Below are 18692 nucleotides of genomic sequence, written 5' to 3'. Positions count from 1 at the left end.
CCGGGCTTTTTCGTGCCTGTGGAGGTCCGGCGCTTGACCCTCGACCCGGTGCAGGGCCCACGATCGGTGTCGTGTTCATCCACACCTCGGCCCGGTTGTCCACACCCCCTGTTCCACAGACGGTGGAAAACCACGCTCGGTCTCCGCCCGGTTACCCACAGACTGTGGACAAACCCTGGGGACGAGCCTGTGGACGCCTGGGGACGACGGTTGCGTTGTCCACCGACGACGGTCGGCCTGTGGGGGACCTGTTGAAGGTTCTGGGGACGACGGCGGTCGCCGCGGTCGACGCTGTCCACAGCACTGGGGAGAAAACCGGTGGATTAGCGGTGGACAACCGGTGGACAGCCGTGGAAAACCCGGCGGCTGGCGACGGCTGTGGACCGGGACACGGGTTGTACCCCTGGTTCTCCACAGCCAAACCACCGGTGGATAACCTGTCTGACCTGGGCGGACGCGGGTTCTCCACAGTTTGCACAGGTGCGATGAAGACGATGAGTTATCTCTTCTAAACAACAAAAACCAATCATCACCGTTGGACTTCCTGTGGATCGGGCCGGAGCACTGCCGCCGGCAGTCACCCGGGCACCTGGATCCACGGGGTCGGGCGCACAGCCGATGCCCACGCGCCCTAAGGTGCGAGGGGTACCCGCACGGTCGGGCGGGGCGGGTTGCAGCGGTCGGCATGAGAGAGTTGTCGCTGACGTCGACGCGGAGGCATTGATGAAGTTCCGAGTGGAGCGCGACGCGCTCGCCGAGGCGGTCGCGTGGACCGCCAAGAGCCTGCCCAACCGACCCTCCGTGCCGGTGCTGGCCGGAGTGATGCTCCGGGTGACCGACGGCAACCTCCAGGTCTCCGGCTTCGACTACGAGGTTTCCAGCCAGGTCACCGTCGAGGTGCAGGGTGACGCCGACGGGGCCGCCCTGGTCTCCGGCCGGCTGCTCGCCGAGATCACCAAGGCGCTCCCGGCCAAGCCGGTGGACATCGCCGCCGTCGGCGCGCACCTGGAGCTGGTGTGCGGCAGCGCCCGGTTCACCCTGCCGACCATGCCGGTCGAGGACTACCCGACCCTGCCGGAGATGCCGGAGAGCGCCGGCACGGTCGACGCGGCCGCCTTCGCCGCCGCCGTGGCCCAGGTGGCCGTGGCCGCCGGCCGGGACGAGACGCTGCCGATGATGACCGGCGTCCGGATCGAGCTCTCCGGCAGCACGCTGGCGATGCTCGCCACCGACCGCTACCGGCTGGCCCTGCGCGAGATGGAATGGAATCCGGACGACCCGGAGATCAGCCTCAACGCGCTGGTGCCCGCGCGGACGCTGCACGACACCGCCAAGGCCCTCGGCCCGCTCGGCGGCCACGTCACCATGGCGCTCTCCCAGGGCGGCGCCGGCGAGGGCATGATCGGCTTCTCCGGCGGCACCCGGCGGACCACCAGCCGGCTGCTCGACGGGGCGAACTACCCGCCGGTGCGCTCGCTCTTCCCGGCCAGCCACAACGCCGAGGCCCGCGTCCCGGTCGCCACGCTCATCGAGGTGGTCAAGCGCGTGGCGCTCGTCGCCGAGCGCACCACCCCGGTGCTGCTCAGCTTCAGCTCCGACGGTCTGGTGGTCGAGGCCGGCGGCACCGAGGAGGCCCGGGCCAGCGAGGCCATGGAGGCGACCTTCACGGGCGACGCGCTGACCATCGGCTTCAACCCGCAGTACCTGATCGACGGCCTCACCAACCTGGGCGCCCAGCACGCCCAGCTGGCGTTCGTCGACGCCTTCAAGCCCGCGGTGATTTCCCCCGCCGGCGAGGATGGCGAGGTCATCCCCGGGTACCGGTATCTCATCATGCCGATCCGCGTGTCCCGCTGATCGACGGCAGCACGACCCAGACGTACGGAGGTAGGAGCAGATGCAGCTCGGCCTGGTAGGACTCGGCCGGATGGGCGGCAACATGCGCGAGCGGTTGCGCGCCGCCGGTCACGAGGTGGTCGGCTACGACCGCAACGCGGAGCTGAGCGACGTCGCGAGCCTCGCGGAGCTGGCCGAGAAGCTGGAGTCGCCCCGCGCCGTCTGGGTGATGGTCCCGGCCGGCGTCACGGACGCCACCATCGACGAGCTCGCCGGTGTCCTCGGCGAGGGCGACATCATCATCGACGGCGGCAACTCCCGGTTCAGCGACGACGCCCCGCGCGCCGAGCGCCTCAACGAGCAGGGCATCGGCTACATCGACGTGGGCGTCTCCGGCGGCGTCTGGGGCAAGCAGAACGGCTACGCCCTGATGGTCGGCGGCGCCCAGGAGCACGTCGAGCGGCTGTTGCCGATCTTCGAGGCGCTCAAGCCCGCGGGTGAGTTCGGCTTCGTGCACGCCGGCCCGGTCGGCGCCGGCCACTACGCCAAGATGGTGCACAACGGCATCGAGTACGGCCTCATGCACGCCTACGCCGAGGGCTACGAGCTGCTGGCCGCCTCCGAGTTGGTGACCAACGTGCCGGGCGTCTTCAAGTCCTGGCGCGAGGGCACGGTGGTCCGGTCCTGGCTGCTCGACCTGCTCGACCGGGCGCTGGACGAGGACCCGGAGCTGGCCGAGCTGAGCGGCTACACCGAGGACACCGGCGAGGGCCGGTGGACGGTCGACGAGGCGGTGCGGCTCGCCGTGCCACTGAACGTCATCACCGCCTCGCTGTTCGCCCGGTTCGCCTCCCGGCAGGACGACTCGCCCGCCATGAAGGCCGTCGCCGCGCTGCGCCAGCAGTTCGGCGGGCACGCCGTCCACAAGCGCTGACCGGTATCCACAGCCTGTGTACGTCCGCCGGCTCGAACTGGTCGACTTCCGCTCGTACGAGCGGGTCGGCGTCGACCTGGAGCCGGGCCCGAACGTGCTGGTCGGCGCGAACGGTGTCGGCAAGACCAACCTGGTCGAGGCGTTGGGCTACGTGGCGACCCTGGACTCGCACCGGGTCGCCACGGACGCCCCGCTGGTCCGGATGGGTGCCACCTCGGCGGTGATCCGCTGTGCGGTGGTGCACGAGGGCCGGGAGCTCCTGATCGAGCTGGAGATCGTTCCGGGCAAGGCCAACCGGGCCCGGCTGGGTCGCTCCCCGGCTCGGCGGGCCCGGGACGTGCTGGGCGTGCTGCGGCTGGTGCTGTTCGCCCCGGAGGATCTGGAACTCGTCCGCGGTGACCCGGCCGAGCGCCGCCGCTACCTGGACGACCTGCTGGTCACCCGCCAGCCCCGGTACGCCGGGGTGCGGGCCGACTACGAGCGGGTGGTGAAGCAGCGCAACGCGCTGTTGCGAACGGCGTACCTGGCCCGGAAGACGGGCGGCTCGCGGGGCGGGGACCTGTCCACCCTCGCCGTCTGGGACACGCACCTGGCGCACCACGGCGCGGAGCTGCTCGCCGGCCGGCTGGAGCTGGTGGCGGCGCTGACCCCGCACGTGGCGAAGGCGTACGACGCGGTGGCGGCGGGCCGGGGGGCGGCGGGGATCGCGTACCGCCCGTCGCTGGAGCTGCCCGAGTCGACCACCGACCGGGCGGCCCTCGTGGAGGCCCTCGGCGCCGCGCTGACCGCGAGCCGGTCGGCGGAGATCGAGCGGGGCACCACGCTGGTCGGCCCGCACCGGGACGACCTGGCGCTGACCCTCGGCCCGCTGCCCGCGAAGGGCTACGCCAGCCACGGTGAGTCCTGGTCCTACGCGCTGGCGCTGCGGCTGGCCGGCTACGACCTGCTGCGCGCCGACGGGATCGAGCCGGTGCTGGTGCTGGACGACGTCTTCGCCGAGCTGGACGCCGGCCGGCGGGAGCGGCTGGCCGAGCTGGTCGGTGGTGCGAGCCAGCTCCTGGTGACCTGTGCGGTCGACGACGACGTGCCGGCGACCCTGCGGGGCACCCGGTACGCGGTGGGCGAGGGGACGGTACGCCGTGTCGGATGAGGTGGAGCTCCCGCCCGCGCGGCTGGGGCCGGGACGCGGTGGGCGTACCCCGGAGGGACCGGAAGCGAAGCCGGGCGCCAAGGCCGGTGCGGACCTGCCGGACGGGGCGGCCGGGCCGGAGCTGGCCCGGGCCGTGCTGGACGCGGCGAAGGCACGCCGGCAGGCGGCGGCCGGCACGCGGCGGCGCAGCTCGGTCCGCGGCGACGGCGAGAAGAGGCTGCGCGGATACTCCGGCCCAGGGCCGGACCCGCGGGACCCGCAGCCGCTCGGCGCGGTGCTGGACAAGCTGGTCAAGGCGCGCGGCTGGCAGCAGCCGGCGGCCGAGGCGACGGTCTTCGGCGCCTGGGAGCGGGTGGTCGGCGCGGAGGTGGCGCAGCACAGTCGCCCCGTGAAGCTGGAGAACGGCGAGCTGACCGTGGAGGCCCGCTCGACGGCCTGGGCCACCCAGCTGCGGCTGCTCGCCGGCTCGCTGCTCAAGCAGATCGCCAGCGAGGTGGGCCACAACGTGGTGCGCAAGCTGCACATCCACGGCCCGGCTGCGCCGTCCTGGTCGCGGGGCCCGCGCCGGGTGCGTGGTCGGGGGCCGCGCGACACCTACGGCTGAGCGTCACCGCTCGCCGCGGCGTGCCTCCCGTTGGGCGCGCTTGAGCTCCCGCTGTTCGCGGCTCCACTGCTTGCGCCGCTCCAGGTCCTGCTTCCAGGCCTCGCGCGCCTGCCGGGAGCCGCCCTGCACGGCGCCCTGCACCTGGGACGGGCCGGCGAGGTTCTGGAAGACCCAGCCCATCAGGCGACCGCCCCTGCCGGAAGCGTCGCCCACCTGCTGCTCGTCGCCGCTCATCCGCCGCTCTCCCTCGCCGCCGTACGATTGGTGCCCCAATAATTGGTACACCAATCGTTGCTACGATCGCAACGACCGACGAGGAGGACAAGGGTGGCCGACCGGCTGGAGGGCGATCCCCTGGCGCTGGAGGAGCAGGTGTGCTTCGCGCTCTCCGTCGCCGCGCGCGGCGTCGTCGCGGTCTACCGCCCGCTGCTGGAACCGATGGGGCTGACCCACCCGCAGTACCTGGTCATGCTGGCGCTCTGGCAGCACGCGCCGCTGTCGGTCCGGGAGCTGAGCCGGCTGCTCCAGCTCGACCCGGGCACCCTGTCCCCGCTGCTCAAGCGGCTGGAAGCCGCCGGCTACGTGCGGCGGGAGCGCGACGCGTCCGACGAGCGCAGCCTGGCCGTCTCGCTCACCGCCAGCGGGCGGGCGCTCCGGGCGGAGGCCGAGCGGATCCCGCCGGCGATCGTGCAGCGGCTCGGCCTGCCACTCGCGGACCTGCGGCACCTGCACACGGTGCTCACCGAGGTGATCGCGGCGGCCAACCGGGCCACGGCGGCCGGACCCGGCGAGGCCGGGCAGCCGGGTCAGGCGTCGGCGTAGACCGCGAAGCCGCGCTCGGCGCAGCGCCGGTAGAAGGCGGCCAGCACGCTCAGCTCGGCGCAGGTGAAGTTCCACTGCGGCGGCTCGCCGCTCTCGTCACGCAGCTTGTCCAGCCGGCTGTCGAGCCAGCGGAGCTGCTGCTCGGCCAGGCGCCCGTCGCCGAGCAGCGAGCGCAGCACCTCGCTCACCGACTCGAAGGTGACCGCCTCGCCGAAGGGGCGGTGCCGGGTGACGAACTTCTCCACGCCCTCGGCGATCCAGGAGCAGCCGTCCGGGTCGATCACTGGGTCCTCGTCCTCGGCCGAGTTCTCCGTGGCGTAGAGCACATTTTCCAGGCCCAGGATGAGGTCCACCAGCTCCGTGTAGGCGGTCGCCCGTACCGTGCCGGTCTTCGCGATCAGCTCGGCGAGCGCGGCGGTCGGTGCCGAGATGCGTGGCATGTCCACGATCTCGCCGAAGTCGACGAACTCGGCCGGCGCGACCGGATCGTAGAAGCGGCCGGTCCGCGGCCAGTGCACCGCGACGTTGTCCAGCCCCATCTGGCGTCACCTCTCAGCAAGCACGTTGTCCGACCGATCGGGTCGATCGTCCCGGTTCCGGCCGCGAAAGATCAAGACCGCAGGTGGCGGCGCCGCAAAAGGTACGGCACGGCCGGTCTCGCCGCGACCCCCGGTCGGCCACCCGCAGGCACCGATCCGGCGCCGGCCGCGTCCTCGACCAGGGGTGCCGGCGACTTCGGCCCGGCGCGCCTGACGCAGCGTCGCGACCGGAAGCCGCCGAAGGCGTGTAGGGGGAGTCGCGGATAGCACGGTTCGGGCTCCTACGGCATTCTCAGCCGCCTCGGAGGGGTGCCGAGTGGCGGTTTGGTCGGCTGCGCACAGTAAGATTGACGGCGAGACGAAAGACCCGACACGGAGCGACGGACACGGGCCCACCCGGGCCCTTGATCATTGTCCCGCATCGGGTCGAGCCGATCGCGATCCGCGGGCAACCGCGTCGACCGGCGTACGCGATCCGTGACCTGGAAATCCGGGGACCGGTTCGTGCGCGCCGACGTCGCGTCCTGTCCGCCGAACCCGCGCCCCGCGCCCTGGCGCGACCGGCGCGAGAAAGTGGCCGAGGGTGGCAGCGGAGGACAACAAGAAGTACGGCGCCGAGTCGATCACCGTTCTCGAGGGCCTGGAGGCGGTCCGGAAGCGGCCCGGTATGTACATCGGGTCCACCGGTGAACGCGGCCTGCACCACCTCGTGTGGGAGGTCGTCGACAACGCCGTGGACGAGGCGCTGGCCGGCTACTGCGACACCATCGACGTGGTGCTGCTGGCCGACGGCGGCGTCCGGGTCACCGACAACGGGCGTGGCTTCCCGGTCGACCTCCACCCCAAGCTGAAGAAGCCGGGTGTCGAGGTCGCGCTGACCGTGCTGCACGCGGGCGGCAAGTTCGACGGCAAGGCGTACGCGGTCTCCGGCGGCCTGCACGGCGTCGGCGTCTCGGTGGTGAACGCTCTCTCCACCCGGATGGCCGTGGAGATCCACAAGGACGGCTACGTCTGGCGGCAGCAGTACCACAACTCCAAGCCCACCCCGCTGGAGAAGGGCGAGACGACCGACCGGACCGGCTCGGCGGTCTCCTTCTGGCCCGACGCCGACGTGTTCGAGACGGTCGACTTCGACTTCCAGACCATCTACCGGCGCCTGCAGGAGATGGCCTTCCTCAACCGCGGCCTCACCATCCACCTGCTCGACGAGCGGGTGTCCGACGGTGAGGAGGGCAAGCAGCGCGAGGTGACCTTCCTCTACAAGGGCGGCATCGCCGACTTCGTCCGGCACCTCAACGCCTCCAAGAACCCGATCCACAAGACGGTGGTCGAGTTCGGCGCCGAGGAGGAGGGCATGTCGGTCGAGATCGCCATGCAGTGGAACGAGTCCTACGGCGAGTCGGTCTACACCTTCGCGAACACGATCAACACGCACGAGGGCGGCACCCACGAGGAGGGCTTCCGGGCCGCGCTCACCAGCGTCGTCAACCGCTACGGCACGGACAAGAAGCTGCTCAAGGGCGACGAGAAGCTCTCCGGCGAGGACATCCGCGAGGGCCTGGCCGCGATCATCTCGGTCAAGCTGGCCAACCCGCAGTTCGAGGGCCAGACCAAGACCAAGCTCGGCAACACCCCGGTGAAGAGCTTCGTGCAGCGGGTCTGCAACGAGTGGCTGGTCGACTGGTTCGACCGGAACCCGGCCGAGGCCAAGACCATCATCCAGAAGGCGTCGCAGGCGGCGCGGGCCCGGATCGCCGCCCAGCAGGCGCGCAAGCTGGCCCGGCGCAAGTCGCTGCTGGAGTCCGGCTCGATGCCCGGCAAGCTGGCCGACTGCCAGTCGACCGACCCGCGCGAGTCCGAGGTGTTCATCGTCGAGGGTGACTCCGCCGGTGGCTCGGCCAAGCAGGGACGCGACCCGCGCACCCAGGCGATCCTGCCGATCCGCGGCAAGATCCTCAACGTGGAGAAGGCCCGGATCGACCGGGTGCTGAAGAACAACGAGGTCCAGGCGCTCATCACCGCGCTGGGCACCGGCATCCACGACGACTTCGACATCGAGAAGCTGCGCTACCACAAGATCGTGCTGATGGCCGACGCCGACGTCGACGGCCAGCACATCCAGACGCTGCTGCTCACCCTGCTGTTCCGCTTCATGCGTCCGCTGGTCGAGCTGGGGCACGTCTACCTGGCCGCCCCGCCGCTCTACAAGATCAAGTGGAACAAGAAGGGCGACGACGCGCAGTACGCGTACTCGGACCGGGAGCGGGACGGCCTCATCGCGCTGCGCCAGCAGAAGAAGGCCAACGCCCGGCCGGACGACATCCAGCGGTTCAAGGGTCTCGGCGAGATGAACTATCCCGAGCTGTGGGAGACCACGATGAACCCGGCCACCCGCACGCTGCGCCAGGTGACGCTCGACGACGCCGCAACCGCCGACGAGCTGTTCAGCGTCCTGATGGGTGAGGACGTCGAGGCGCGCCGGTCGTTCATCCAGCGCAACGCCAAGGACGTGCGGTTCCTGGACATCTGACGGACCTCGCCGGGCCGGCCGGAGATCTACCGGCCGGCCCGGCGGTCCACAGAGTTATCCACAGTCTGACCGGTATCCACAGCCGTTATCCACAGCACGAAAACGACTCTGAGTCTGATAAGGGTTAACAGTGACCGATACTCCCGAGTCCACGCCGAACGAGCCGGAGACCCCGGAGACACTGGCCGCGGTCGTCGCGCACGACCGCATCGAGCCGGTCGGGCTCGAGGTCGAGATGCAGCGCTCGTACCTCGACTACGCGATGAGCGTGATCGTCGGGCGGGCCCTGCCGGACGTCCGGGACGGGCTCAAGCCGGTCCACCGCAAGATCCTTTACGCGATGTTCGACTCCGGCTACCGCCCGGACCGCGGCTACGTGAAGTGCTCCCGGGTCGTCGGTGACGTGATGGGCCAGTTCCACCCGCACGGCGACTCGGCCATCTACGACGCGCTGGTCCGGATGGCGCAGCCCTGGTCGCTGCGCTACCCGCTGGTCGACGGCAACGGCAACTTCGGCTCGCCGGGCAACGACCCGGCCGCGGCCATGCGGTACACCGAGTGCAAGCTCGACCCGCTGGCCATGGAGATGCTCCGGGACATCGACGAGGACACCGTCGACCTCCAGGACAACTACGACGGCCGGGCCAAGGAACCCACCATCCTGCCGTCCCGCATCCCCAACCTGCTGATCAACGGCTCCGAGGGCATCGCGGTCGGCATGGCCACCAAGATCCCGCCGCACAACCTGCGCGAGATCGGCGCGGCCGTGCAGTGGTGCCTGGAGAACCCGGAGGCCGACGAGGCCACCACCCTCGAGGCGCTGCTGGAGATCGTCAAGGGCCCGGACTTCCCGACCCACGGCCTGATCGTCGGCCAGGCCGCCATCCAGGACGCGTACCGGACCGGCCGTGGGTCGATCCGGATGCGGGCCGTGGTCGAGGTCGAGGAGGACAAGCGTGGCCGGCCGGCCCTGGTGGTCAGCGAGCTGCCCTACCAGGTCAACCCGGACAACCTGGCCGAGCGGATCGCCGAGCTGATCAAGGAGGGCAAGCTCGCCGGGATCGCCGACATCCGCGACGAGTCCTCCGGGCGTACCGGCATGCGGATCGTGCTCGTGCTCAAGCGCGACGCGGTCGCCAAGGTGGTGCTGAACAACCTCTACAAGCACACCCAGCTCCAGGAGACCTTCGGCGCCAACATGCTGGCGCTGGTCGACGGCGTGCCGCGCACGCTCAACCTGGCCCAGTTCATCCGCTACTACGTCGAGCACCAGATCGAGGTCATCCGCCGGCGGACCGCGTTCCGCCTGCGCAAGGCCGAGGAGCGGGCGCACATCCTGCGCGGTCTGGCCAAGGCGCTGGACGCGCTCGACGAGGTGATCGCCCTGATCCGGCGCTCGCCCACCGTCGAGGACGCCCGCCAGGGCCTCATCCGGCTGCTGGAGATCGACGAGGTCCAGGCGACCGCGATCCTCGACATGCAGCTGCGCCGGCTGGCCGCCCTGGAGCGGCAGCGGATCCTGGACGACCTGGCCAAGCTCGAGGTGGAGATCGCCGACCTCAAGGACATCCTGGCCAAGCCCGAGCGGCAGCGGCGGATCGTCTCCGAGGAGCTCGGCGAGATCGTCGCCAAGTGGGGCGACGACCGGCGCACCAAGATCGTGCCGTTCGACGGCGAGGTCTCGATGGAGGACCTCATCGCCCGCGAGGACGTGGTCGTCACGATCACCCGCACCGGGTACGCCAAGCGCACGAAGGTCGACCTCTACCGCTCGCAGCGGCGGGGCGGCAAGGGCGTGAGCGGCGCGACGTTGCGGCAGGACGACATCGTCAGCCACTTCTTCGTATGCTCCACCCACGACTGGATCCTGTTCTTCACGAACAAGGGCCGGGTCTACCGGGCCAAGGCCTACGAGCTTCCCGAAGCCAGTAGGGTGGCCAAGGGCCAGCACGTGGCCAATCTGCTCGCCTTCCAAGCGGACGAGCAGATCGCGCAGATCATCGAAATCCCGAACTACCAGGTGGCGCCCTACCTGGTACTGGCCACGAAGAACGGCCTGGTGAAGAAGACGCGGCTCGAGGAGTTCGACTCCAACCGTTCCGGCGGAGTCATCGCGATCAACCTGCGCGATGAGGACGAGCTGGTCGGTGCTGCCCTCGTTGCCCCGACCGACGACCTGCTGCTGGTCTCCAAGAACGCCCAGGCCATTCGCTTCAACGCGAGCGACGAGGCGCTGCGCCCGATGGGCCGGGCCACCTCCGGGGTGATCGGCATGCGGTTCAGCGACGAGGATGTCCTGCTGGCGATGGAGGTCGTCCGCGAGGGCATGGATATGGACGTGCTGGTCGCGACGAACGGGGGGTACGCGAAACGAACCCCGATCGAGGAATACCCGGTCCAGGGCCGGGGAGGTAAGGGCGTGCTGACTGCGAAGATCACCGAGCGACGCGGTGGTCTGGTCGGCGCGGTGGTGATCAACCCGGACGACGAGTTGTTCGCCATCACCAGCAACGGTGGCGTCATCCGGACTCCGGTGAAGCCTGTACGCCGTACGCGTGACCGGAACACAATGGGGGTCAAGCTGATGGACCTCCCGGACGGCGTGACTATCGTGGCGATTGCTCGCAATGCCGACGAGCCTGACGAACAGGACTAGTTGATGACGGAGACACAGGCGAAGTCGGGGAACACGGGGACCTCGGCCAACCCGGTCGACGAGGAGGCCGCACAGGGCGGTACACCAGCGACCGGCCGCGCGGCCGTGGGTCGGGCCACCGTCCCCGCCGACGCGCCTGCCCCGAAATTCACCCGGGCTCCTGGCATGGCCCCGCCGCCGGAAACCTCCGGCGAGGGATCGCCGCCGGCTGACCAGGCCGAGACGAAGGTCGACGCTCCGACGTCGGCCGACGGCCTGGCCGCGCCGGCCGCCGCGAAGTCCGGCACGACCCCGCAGCCGCCAAAGCCCGCGGCGGCCGCCCGGCCGTCCACCGGCACGACCGGCACCCAGCCGCGCGTCGGCGCCGGCCTGGGCACCGCGCCGAAGCCGTCACCGGACGGCGGCCGTCCCGCCGCCACGGGCCGCCCCGCCAACGGTGGCGGCCTGCCGCCGGGCATCAGCGGTGCGGCCGCCGTCGGGGCCGCCCGCGTGGGTGAGGCGGTACGCGCCGCGCGTACCTCGGTCAGCTCGGCCGCGTCGCGCGGACCGCGCCGGGCCCGGCTGAACCTCAAGCGGATCGACCCGTGGTCCGTGATGAAGTTCGCGTTCGCGGTCTCCGTGGTGCTCTTCATCGTGGTGGTCGTCGCCACCTCGGTGCTCTACCTGGCGCTGGACGCGATGGGTGTGTTCAAGAGCGTCAACGACAGCCTCACCGACCTGGTGAACGCCGGCGGGGGTCAGGGCGGCGGCGGCGGCTTCCGGATCACCGCCAAGGGCGTGATCCTCAGCTCCGCGCTGATCGGCCTGGTCAACGTCGTGCTCTTCACCGCGCTGGCCACGCTGGGCGCGTTCGTCTACAACGTCTGCGCCGACCTGGTCGGCGGGATCGAGCTGACGCTCGCCGAGCGGGACTGACCCGACCGACGACGACGCCGGGGCACCGCGTAAAGCGGTCGCCCCGGCGTCGCGTATCCGGGTAGTTTCGAAGTGGGGCGGGTGAGCGCGCCACCACGGCCCCCCGATTTGGGGGCCACGGCGGCGATGGGTTAACCTTGCTCGTCGCTACGCGGGGCTATAGCTCAGTCGGTTAGAGCGCAGAGCTGATAACTCTGAGGTCGCTGGTTCGATTCCAGCTAGCCCCACCGCACACCGTCCGACGGTCGTCGAGCGCGAGGGGTCAAGCCCATGTTCAAGAAGCTCCTGATCCTGGCCGGCGTCGTCGGCGTCGCCGCCGTCGTGGCCAAGAAGATCAAGGCATCGAACGACGAGCGCGCTCTCTGGCACGAGGCGACCACCGCGCCCGACCTGCGCTGACCGCGCCTGGCCGTCAGCACCGGGCGAATTCGCCCGCCTCGGGGCCCTAGCTCAACTGGCAGAGCACTGCCTTTGCAAGGCAGGGGTTAGGGGTTCGAGTCCCCTGGGCTCCACCACATCATCCAGCCAGCTCACGGCCTCTCTTCCTCCTCCTCTGCTTCCCCGCCGGATCGAGGATCATCTTTGGTCGTCAGCGAATCGTCAGCAGCACCGCCGAAGACCCTGCGCACCGACTCGTGAAAATCCGCCGGCGTGTGCGTGTATCGGTTGAGCGTGGTCGACGCCTGCTCGTGGCCCATCACCGCCTGAACGATGTTGACCGGCACCCCGCCGGACACTAACCAAGGCGGCCCGCAACGGGCCGCACGCGCCGCCGCCTGGGCGCGCGCCGGCCGCTGCCGCTGTCGCTCTGCGGCCGTCACGCCTGACGCCCGGCGGCTGGCGCGGACAGCGGGAAGCCCGGGGGCCGCCGCAGAACGACAGACCGTTGACGGGTGAGGGGTGGGCCGGCAGCCGGCCGGGCCGCGCGGCCACGTGCCCGAGCGGCGTAGGGGAGGGCACGCCAGCCGCGTCGGCGAACTGCCGGCGGTCGCGGGGTTGCGGCTAGTGCGCCTCCGGCGGGGCGCTCCGGCTCCAGGATGGCCGGGGCTCCGTCGGCGGGTCGCGGTCCATGGGTGGTTGCGCTGGCGCTATCCCACCGCCGAAGACCCGGGGCGAGCCGAGCAGACCGCCGCCGGGACTGCCAGCGTCCGTCCGTGTGTCAAGGCCGTCTTGACGTGGCGACGGGATGGCGAGGTTCCGTTGGCTGGGTCAATGCCTCGCCAACACGCATGCGACACGGGGCGGGTCGAGCGTCCACCCGGCCCCCAGCTGTTGATGGGGGTCGCCAGATCTTGTCGGCATCTTGTCGGCGGCTGCGGGGTGGCGGCTGCGTCGATCGTTTGGGCGAGGGCCGTCAGAGTGGGTCGAGGCGGCGCTTGAGCAGGCAGAACTCGTTGCCTTCTGGATCGGCGAGGACGTGCCAGGACGCATCCGCGGGCTGACCGATGTCGACGAGTTTGGCCCCGGCGGCCAGGAGGCGCTCGAGCTCGGCGTCCTGATCGCGGTCGGTGGGGTTGACGTCGATGTGCAGCCGGGCATGCCCGTTCTTCGGCTCGTCGTCGCGGATCAGGAAGATCGTCGGCTGCGGGCCGCCGAACCCTTCGCGCGGGCCGATCTCGATGTAGACCTCCGCTTCGCGATCGAGCTCTACGAAGTCCAGGACCTCGCACCAGAACCGCGCCAGCGCCTCGGGGTCGCGGCACTTGAGCACGATCTCACCGATACGGCATGCCATTGACGAAACCTACTCTCAGCATGGGAACTGCCGGGGCGGTCGCACGCGGATCTCATGGGCTCCCCGCAGTGAGAACAAGCTCGCGATCGTACCGGGCGAGGCGAGCGGGGCTGGACGAGGGTGCCCATCAGGAAGTCAGCGAGACGCGCGACAACAGCCGTCAACCGTTGGTACGGGACGGCAAAGTCCCGGACGACAACAGCAGTCGTCTGCATTGATCAGCAAGCATCAACTGTGGAGCCGCCTTTGCAAGGCGGGGGTTGGAGTGCCCAAGCAGCTCCGTGACCGTGCGCAGCTCCTCGCCCTGGTCGAGCAGGAACGTGGCGAAGGCGTGCCGTAGGTCGTGGAGGTGCAACCAACCACGACTTGGCGCAGGTTCCATCCGGCGGGCCTGGCTCGCGTCGGCGCTGTACTGCCGTCAGCACCTTGTCGGTGAAACAGGTGAATCGGCGCACAGAAGGAATTGGCCCGGCGAGCATGGGCGGGTAGGGCGAACATCGGAGTCGGCGCAGGCACGGGACATCCTGCGCGGTGAGGAGGAGTCCCGGCAGGCCAACTTCCTGGAGTTGTTCTTCGACCTGGTGCTGGTTTTCGCCCTGATCGGCGTGGTCAGCCGGGTGGTGCCGGACCTGCTCTCCGACGACGTGCGCCCGCGCTGGCTGTCGTTGCTGTACACGGTCGGCACCTGCCCGAGCGGTACCAGCAACTGTTGCTGATCGCGCTCGGCGAGACGGTGGTGTCGATAGGCCTCACCTACACACATCACCACAGCTCCCCCGCCGAAACCACGGCCCTGGTGATCACATTCCTGTCGTCCGTGCTGCTGTGTCGGATCTACTTTTATCGCACCGGCCAGATCCTGGCCGAGGCCGTCGAGGTGTCATCGAACCCCGCGCTGCTCGGCCAACGTATTGGCGCTGCCCACGTGTTCATGGTGATCGGCATCGTCTTCATCGCAGTGGGCTCGGAAGACGTGCTGGCCCGTCCAGGCGGGCGCGTCCAAGCGGCCTGGCTCGTGGTGATCCTCGGCGGGCCGGCGGTCTTCCTGTTCGGCCGGATCCGGCTGGAACGGTGCGTCTTCGACCGGCTCGCCGTACGGCGGTTCGTCGGCATCGCCGCTCTGGTCCTGCTCGCGCCGCCGCTGTACTTCGGCCCGCCACTGCTCGCCGCCGTCGCCGCTGCCGTCGTGCTCCTCGGCATCGCCCTCGCCGACGCCTGGAAGGCCGCCGGTCGCCCACCAGAGGCTCCATCCCCGGCCGCCTAGCGGAGGGTCGAACCGCTGACCTTCCGATTTCAGGTCGGAGGGTTCGATTGGCCGGCCCGGCTGGGGCGCGCCGACGGGTGGTGGCGCGCCCCAAGCAGGGTCAGGCCAGCCGCTGTGCGCGGGTGGCGGTCACGTTTGCGGTGCCGCTGGTGGACAGGCCGGAGATCAGGTAGGCCCGGTAGGTGCCGTTGGGCAGCACGGTCCACAGGTCGGGGGTGCCGTCGAGGTTGATGTCGGCGGCCGAGAGGGTGCTGATCGTGACGCCGGTGTTCCAGCTGGCCGCCACCTGGTACTGAATGTGGGTCAACGTGCCGGTGCCGTCACCGTTGTCGACCATGGTGACCCCGGTCCACAGGTACAGGTCACCGCTGGTGGCGTTGCGCAGGAACAGCGCGACGCCGGAGGCGGTCTCGGTGCTGGCGATGCTCCAGTTCTGCCAGTCGCTCCCGCCCGTAGGGGTGGGGTTGGTCAGCGTGGTGGTGCCGAAGTAGAGGCCCGGCGAGCCGAAGTTGGGGTGGTAGCCGAGGCGGTAGCCGTTGGTGGCGTCCCCGGAGATGCCGATCAGGTCCGGGAGGCCGTTGTCGATGCCGTCGGCGACGTAGCCGTTGACCAGCGTCAGCGGTGAGTTGCCGTTGGCGTCCAGGAGGTAGTCCAGGCCGATGTTTGCCTGGTTGCCGCTGGCCGGGTCGAGCATCGTGCCGTCGCCGGCGCCCTTGATGACCGTGCCGTTGCCGGCGTAGGCCCCACCCGGGTAGTAGGCGAGGAAGTCCTGCTCGGTGTCGCCGAAGAAGTGGCCGGTGATCACCTGTGCGCCGTCGAACTCGGCCGCGGAGTAGGTGCCACCGAAGCCGTTGCCGCGCAGGCCGATGTTGGTGGCTGGGGTCTGGACCTGGCCGGTACCGACTCCGGTTTTGCGGGACTTCACGCCGAGCGCGGACCAGACGCCGGAGGCGAGACCGGCGCCCGGACCGCCGACGGTGACCAGGTCGGCGACGCCGTCACCGTTGAGGTCCTTGTCGATCGGGCTCGTGGTGACGGTTGGCGCGGGCTTCGGCGCGGCCTGGGCTGGCAGGGCCGGGGCGAGCGCGGTCAGCGCGAGCGCCACGGGTGCGGTCCAGGCGAGCATCCGCTGGGACCTGAAGGAAATGGTCATGAGGTTCCCCCGTGTGATGAGGAGTGTGCCGCCAGGACGGTACTCGATGAAGGCGACGGCCAATGACCCGAACTGACCAGGCGAGCTCGGTGCGCTCGGCCGGCCCGTGGGGACAGCAGGTACCTGAGCGCCGCGCTCACGTCTCCCCAGAGCCGTTACGCCGGACCTGCCCGGGGCCTCGGAACCGGTGCACCTCCTGGGGCCAGTTGAGCTTGGTCGCGAGCCGGCCGGCCCAGTATCGCGCCGCCGTGTCGTCGGGCACGTCCACGACGACGAAGCCGCCGAGGTGCTCCTTGCTCTCGACGTACGGGCCGTCGGTGAAGAGGGGATTGCCGTCGACCGGCTCGACACTGCACACCGCGGTGGACCGGTCGAGCCCGCCGTTGGTGAAGATCAGGACACCGTCGGCCTGCATCTCCTCAATCACGGCCCGAGCCGCCGTGGCCTTCTCACGCAGCTCCTCCGCCGTGTGATGGGGCACCCACTCATCGTTGAAGGTGATCAGGTACTCCGTCATGGTCGTCTCCTCAGTCCCGGGAGACGGCCCTGTCCGACTCCTCGTGTCCGGCGGCCCCGCCGGCCGCCGCACACTCGTTCTACGAACGGCTGCGCTTTGATACGACATCATCCCGGAAACTTCTTTCGAGGAAGCCCGGCGTGGTGACTGAGGGAGGATCGGACTCCGTCCTTCGAACGCACCCTCGCACGCTTGACTCTCCGGCAAACCGCGAGCGGGTTACGCGTATCCCATGGCTGGGATGACAGCGCCCAGTGTTCGTTCGACGAACTCGCGGGTTCCGGGGTCGAACTGGTCATTGCGGTTGACCACTCTGTGTGATTCGAACGTCGACGGGGTCGCGAAGTCGTCGACACCGAGCCGTTCGAACAGGGCGCGCCGCTGCGCGGGCCAGTCGGCCGCGAGATCCTCGGCCTTCACCTCGACATATCGCCTGTCCGTCAGATTCACCGTGGCCTTCCAGTCGAGCCATCGGTCATAGACCGGTTTCAGCCACGCGAGCGCGCCGTCGACCGTGGGCGGTGCCCATGGCTGGTCGACGTGGGACGCGACCACCGCGACCGGGTGACGTTTGATGTGGACGATGGTCGCCTCCGGGACGAGCTCCCAGAGGAAGTCCATGCACAGCAGGTTGAACGGCGTCTTCTCACACCAGGCCGGCTTACCCGCATCGGCGGCGGCTTCGCCGAACATCGTGTCGACCGCGCGACGAAGGATCCCGATCAGTTCACGCCGATCGCTGAAATACCTCGGGATCACCCGCCGCTGACTCCGCGGCTCGAACGGCCCGGCAGGCCAGTCGGCGTGGCGGGAGCCTGCCGCAGGCGCCGACTCGTCGAACGTGCACGCGACGAGCTGCGGCCACAGCCGTCCCACCGCGTCCCAGTAGTGCCGCTCGCCGACGACCTCGGGAACGGTCCTGCCGCGGTCGTCGCGCCGGCCGGGTACTCGCACCGTCAGGAAGTCGCTCAGCCTGCGCAGGGCGTCCTCACCGACGAAAGGGTCATATCGAATCGTGAGTGCGTCCGCCAGGTCCCGCAAGCCACCCGGATCGACGATGAAGCGCGTCTCCATCGGAATCCGGTGGATCTCCGGGTGCTCGCCGAGAATGTCCGCGAGCTGCGACGTTCCCGAACGACCCGTACCTGCTACGAAGATCGGTGAGGGGGCATACATGACGATCAGCCAAGTACCGGCGCCGCGCCCCCGCAACCACAATATCCCGCTCGCCCCGTTCCGCTGACCGGGCGTAGCTGCGCGACTAGCACCAGGGCTGTAGGCGGGGGCAGAGGCGGACATCGGTCACCTCGGGCAACTCCAGCAGGTGTTGTCTGAGCCGATCCTGCTCCGCGCCGGACAAGTCCTTGGGAAAGCCGACCGCAAGGACAGGGCCGGTGCCGTCATCGCTCCCTGTGAAGCTCACGTGGTCCGCGCCAGATCCGATGCCGCTCCCGTCGGCCTCGATGATTCTTCTGAAGGGCGGCTCCATCGGGTCGAACCTGGAACTGGTATGGACCGTGAACGTATCCGGCGGGGCCAGGGCCATCCGGTAGATTTCCACGGCCCAACCCGCGGTCGTGACCATTGCCACCGTCAGGCCGACGGCGATCGCCAGACGGGACAGCCTCGGCGTCCGCTGCAACGGGTCGGCCTGTGCGGCGGCGACGAGAATCAGCGCGGCCGGAAGGTGGAGGAACCACCCGAAGAGCAAGCCCGGCACCGACAACACAGATAGCAGCACGGCGGCGGTAAGGGCGGCGACCCGGAACGGCTTACGACCGGGAACGCACAGCGGGATCGCGGCGACAACGGTCGGGAGCCACCACACCAACGCCAGGTCCCAACCATTCCGCACGCTTGACCATGCCGCGGGAATGATCGAAGTCCAGAGCGCGGCCGCGGCCAACACCCGCGACCACACGTACACCTTCGCCGGCGCGAGGCTCTGGCTCTCCACATCGATCATTGTGTCCCCCGCGCGCGCGATCCGCGGCCCCGCCTTGCCTCGTCCTTAGCGTGCCATCCACCCGATTTTGT

General features: G+C 69.9%; 20 protein-coding genes and 2 tRNA genes. 13 read left to right on the top strand and 9 right to left on the bottom strand.

Going from position 1 to position 18692, the window contains the following annotated elements:
- The first annotated feature begins 723 nt into the window (after positions 1-723).
- From dnaN to NFX44_RS19570, 4 genes are all read left to right on the top strand, one after another.
- The gene (gene dnaN, locus NFX44_RS19585; RefSeq protein WP_151460585.1) at positions 724-1857 is read left to right on the top strand and encodes a DNA polymerase III subunit beta; all 1134 of its coding nucleotides are present in this window, start codon (positions 724-726) and stop codon (positions 1855-1857) included.
- 40 nt (positions 1858-1897) lie between these two features.
- Positions 1898-2770, top strand: coding sequence for a phosphogluconate dehydrogenase (NAD(+)-dependent, decarboxylating) (gene gnd / locus NFX44_RS19580; protein WP_262285003.1), 873 nt, complete (start codon positions 1898-1900; stop codon positions 2768-2770).
- Between the two features lie 16 nt (positions 2771-2786).
- Complete coding sequence (gene recF / locus NFX44_RS19575) at positions 2787-3920, top strand: DNA replication/repair protein RecF (protein WP_262285002.1); 1134 nt, start codon at positions 2787-2789, stop codon at positions 3918-3920.
- Between the two features lie 94 nt (positions 3921-4014).
- On the top strand, positions 4015-4524 hold the full coding sequence (locus NFX44_RS19570; protein ID WP_262285169.1) for a DUF721 domain-containing protein: 510 nt from the start codon (positions 4015-4017) through the stop codon (positions 4522-4524).
- A gap of 3 nt (positions 4525-4527) precedes the next feature.
- Here NFX44_RS19570 and NFX44_RS19565 read toward each other — a convergent pair whose 3' ends face one another.
- A complete protein-coding gene (locus tag NFX44_RS19565; RefSeq protein ID WP_262285001.1) occupies positions 4528-4758 on the bottom strand; it encodes a hypothetical protein in 231 nt (76 codons plus the stop codon).
- A 93-nt stretch (positions 4759-4851) separates the two neighbouring features.
- Between NFX44_RS19565 and NFX44_RS19560 the strand changes: the two genes are divergently transcribed.
- Positions 4852-5346, top strand: coding sequence for a MarR family winged helix-turn-helix transcriptional regulator (locus tag NFX44_RS19560; protein WP_262285000.1), 495 nt, complete (start codon positions 4852-4854; stop codon positions 5344-5346).
- Here NFX44_RS19560 and NFX44_RS19555 read toward each other — a convergent pair.
- Positions 5331-5885 (bottom strand): hypothetical protein, encoded by a 555-nt coding sequence (locus NFX44_RS19555; RefSeq protein ID WP_262284999.1) that lies wholly within the window; start codon positions 5883-5885, stop codon positions 5331-5333. The genes NFX44_RS19560 and NFX44_RS19555 overlap by 16 nt on opposite strands.
- Before the next feature lie 583 nt (positions 5886-6468).
- Between NFX44_RS19555 and gyrB the strand changes: the two genes are divergently transcribed.
- The 6 genes from gyrB to NFX44_RS19525 all read left to right on the top strand — a co-directional run bounded on the left by gyrB (position 6469) and on the right by NFX44_RS19525 (position 12501).
- Positions 6469-8415, top strand: coding sequence for a DNA topoisomerase (ATP-hydrolyzing) subunit B (gyrB, locus tag NFX44_RS19550; RefSeq protein ID WP_262284998.1), 1947 nt, complete (start codon positions 6469-6471; stop codon positions 8413-8415).
- Positions 8416-8545: 130 nt separating this feature from the next.
- Positions 8546-11071: a DNA gyrase subunit A gene (gene gyrA / locus NFX44_RS19545; protein ID WP_262284997.1), complete on the top strand. Its 2526-nt coding sequence runs from the start codon at positions 8546-8548 to the stop codon at positions 11069-11071.
- A 3-nt stretch (positions 11072-11074) separates the two neighbouring features.
- Positions 11075-11986, top strand: a complete 912-nt coding sequence (locus tag NFX44_RS19540; protein ID WP_262284996.1) for a DUF3566 domain-containing protein — start codon at positions 11075-11077, stop codon at positions 11984-11986.
- 153 nt (positions 11987-12139) lie between these two features.
- Positions 12140-12213, top strand: a tRNA-Ile gene (locus tag NFX44_RS19535).
- A gap of 43 nt (positions 12214-12256) precedes the next feature.
- Complete coding sequence (locus NFX44_RS19530; RefSeq protein WP_208818042.1) at positions 12257-12385, top strand: DLW-39 family protein; 129 nt, start codon at positions 12257-12259, stop codon at positions 12383-12385.
- Between the two features lie 40 nt (positions 12386-12425).
- A tRNA-Ala gene (locus NFX44_RS19525) sits at positions 12426-12501 on the top strand.
- Between the two features lie 15 nt (positions 12502-12516).
- On the opposite strand, the gene NFX44_RS19520 is transcribed toward NFX44_RS19525, so the two are convergent.
- The 3 genes from NFX44_RS19520 to NFX44_RS19510 all read right to left on the bottom strand — a co-directional run bounded on the left by NFX44_RS19520 (position 12517) and on the right by NFX44_RS19510 (position 14103).
- The gene (locus NFX44_RS19520; protein WP_262284995.1) at positions 12517-12711 is read right to left on the bottom strand and encodes a hypothetical protein; all 195 of its coding nucleotides are present in this window, start codon (positions 12709-12711) and stop codon (positions 12517-12519) included.
- A 629-nt stretch (positions 12712-13340) separates the two neighbouring features.
- On the bottom strand, positions 13341-13721 hold the full coding sequence (locus NFX44_RS19515) for a VOC family protein (protein WP_262284994.1): 381 nt from the start codon (positions 13719-13721) through the stop codon (positions 13341-13343).
- 160 nt (positions 13722-13881) lie between these two features.
- Positions 13882-14103: a tyrosine-type recombinase/integrase gene (locus NFX44_RS19510; RefSeq protein WP_262284993.1), complete on the bottom strand. Its 222-nt coding sequence runs from the start codon at positions 14101-14103 to the stop codon at positions 13882-13884.
- Positions 14104-14287: 184 nt separating this feature from the next.
- Between NFX44_RS19510 and NFX44_RS19505 the strand changes: the two genes are divergently transcribed.
- Entirely contained in the window at positions 14288-14437 is a 150-nt protein-coding gene (locus tag NFX44_RS19505; protein WP_262284992.1) for a hypothetical protein, read from the top strand.
- A complete protein-coding gene (locus NFX44_RS19500; protein WP_315974613.1) occupies positions 14377-14985 on the top strand; it encodes a low temperature requirement protein A in 609 nt (202 codons plus the stop codon). Before NFX44_RS19505 ends, NFX44_RS19500 begins: the two co-directional genes overlap by 61 nt.
- A 100-nt stretch (positions 14986-15085) precedes the next feature.
- Here NFX44_RS19500 and NFX44_RS19495 read toward each other — a convergent pair whose 3' ends face one another.
- The 4 genes from NFX44_RS19495 to NFX44_RS19480 all read right to left on the bottom strand — a co-directional run bounded on the left by NFX44_RS19495 (position 15086) and on the right by NFX44_RS19480 (position 18621).
- Positions 15086-16138 carry a hypothetical protein gene (locus NFX44_RS19495; protein WP_262284991.1) on the bottom strand — a complete coding sequence of 351 codons (1053 nt, stop codon included), beginning with the start codon at positions 16136-16138 and terminating at the stop codon, positions 15086-15088.
- Positions 16139-16274: 136 nt separating this feature from the next.
- Positions 16275-16655, bottom strand: a complete 381-nt coding sequence (locus NFX44_RS19490) for a YciI family protein (protein WP_262284990.1) — start codon at positions 16653-16655, stop codon at positions 16275-16277.
- Between the two features lie 219 nt (positions 16656-16874).
- Positions 16875-17867 (bottom strand): sulfotransferase, encoded by a 993-nt coding sequence (locus NFX44_RS19485; RefSeq protein WP_262284989.1) that lies wholly within the window; start codon positions 17865-17867, stop codon positions 16875-16877.
- Positions 17868-17916: 49 nt separating this feature from the next.
- Positions 17917-18621: a hypothetical protein gene (locus NFX44_RS19480; RefSeq protein ID WP_262284988.1), complete on the bottom strand. Its 705-nt coding sequence runs from the start codon at positions 18619-18621 to the stop codon at positions 17917-17919.
- Positions 18622-18692 lie beyond the last annotated feature (71 nt).

Origin of the sequence: Micromonospora sp. MA102, from assembly GCF_025460765.1 — a bacterium.
GTDB lineage: Bacteria > Actinomycetota > Actinomycetes > Mycobacteriales > Micromonosporaceae > Micromonospora > Micromonospora halotolerans.
Note: the sequence above shows the minus strand (reverse complement) of the source record. Positions and strands in the feature narration are given on the sequence as shown.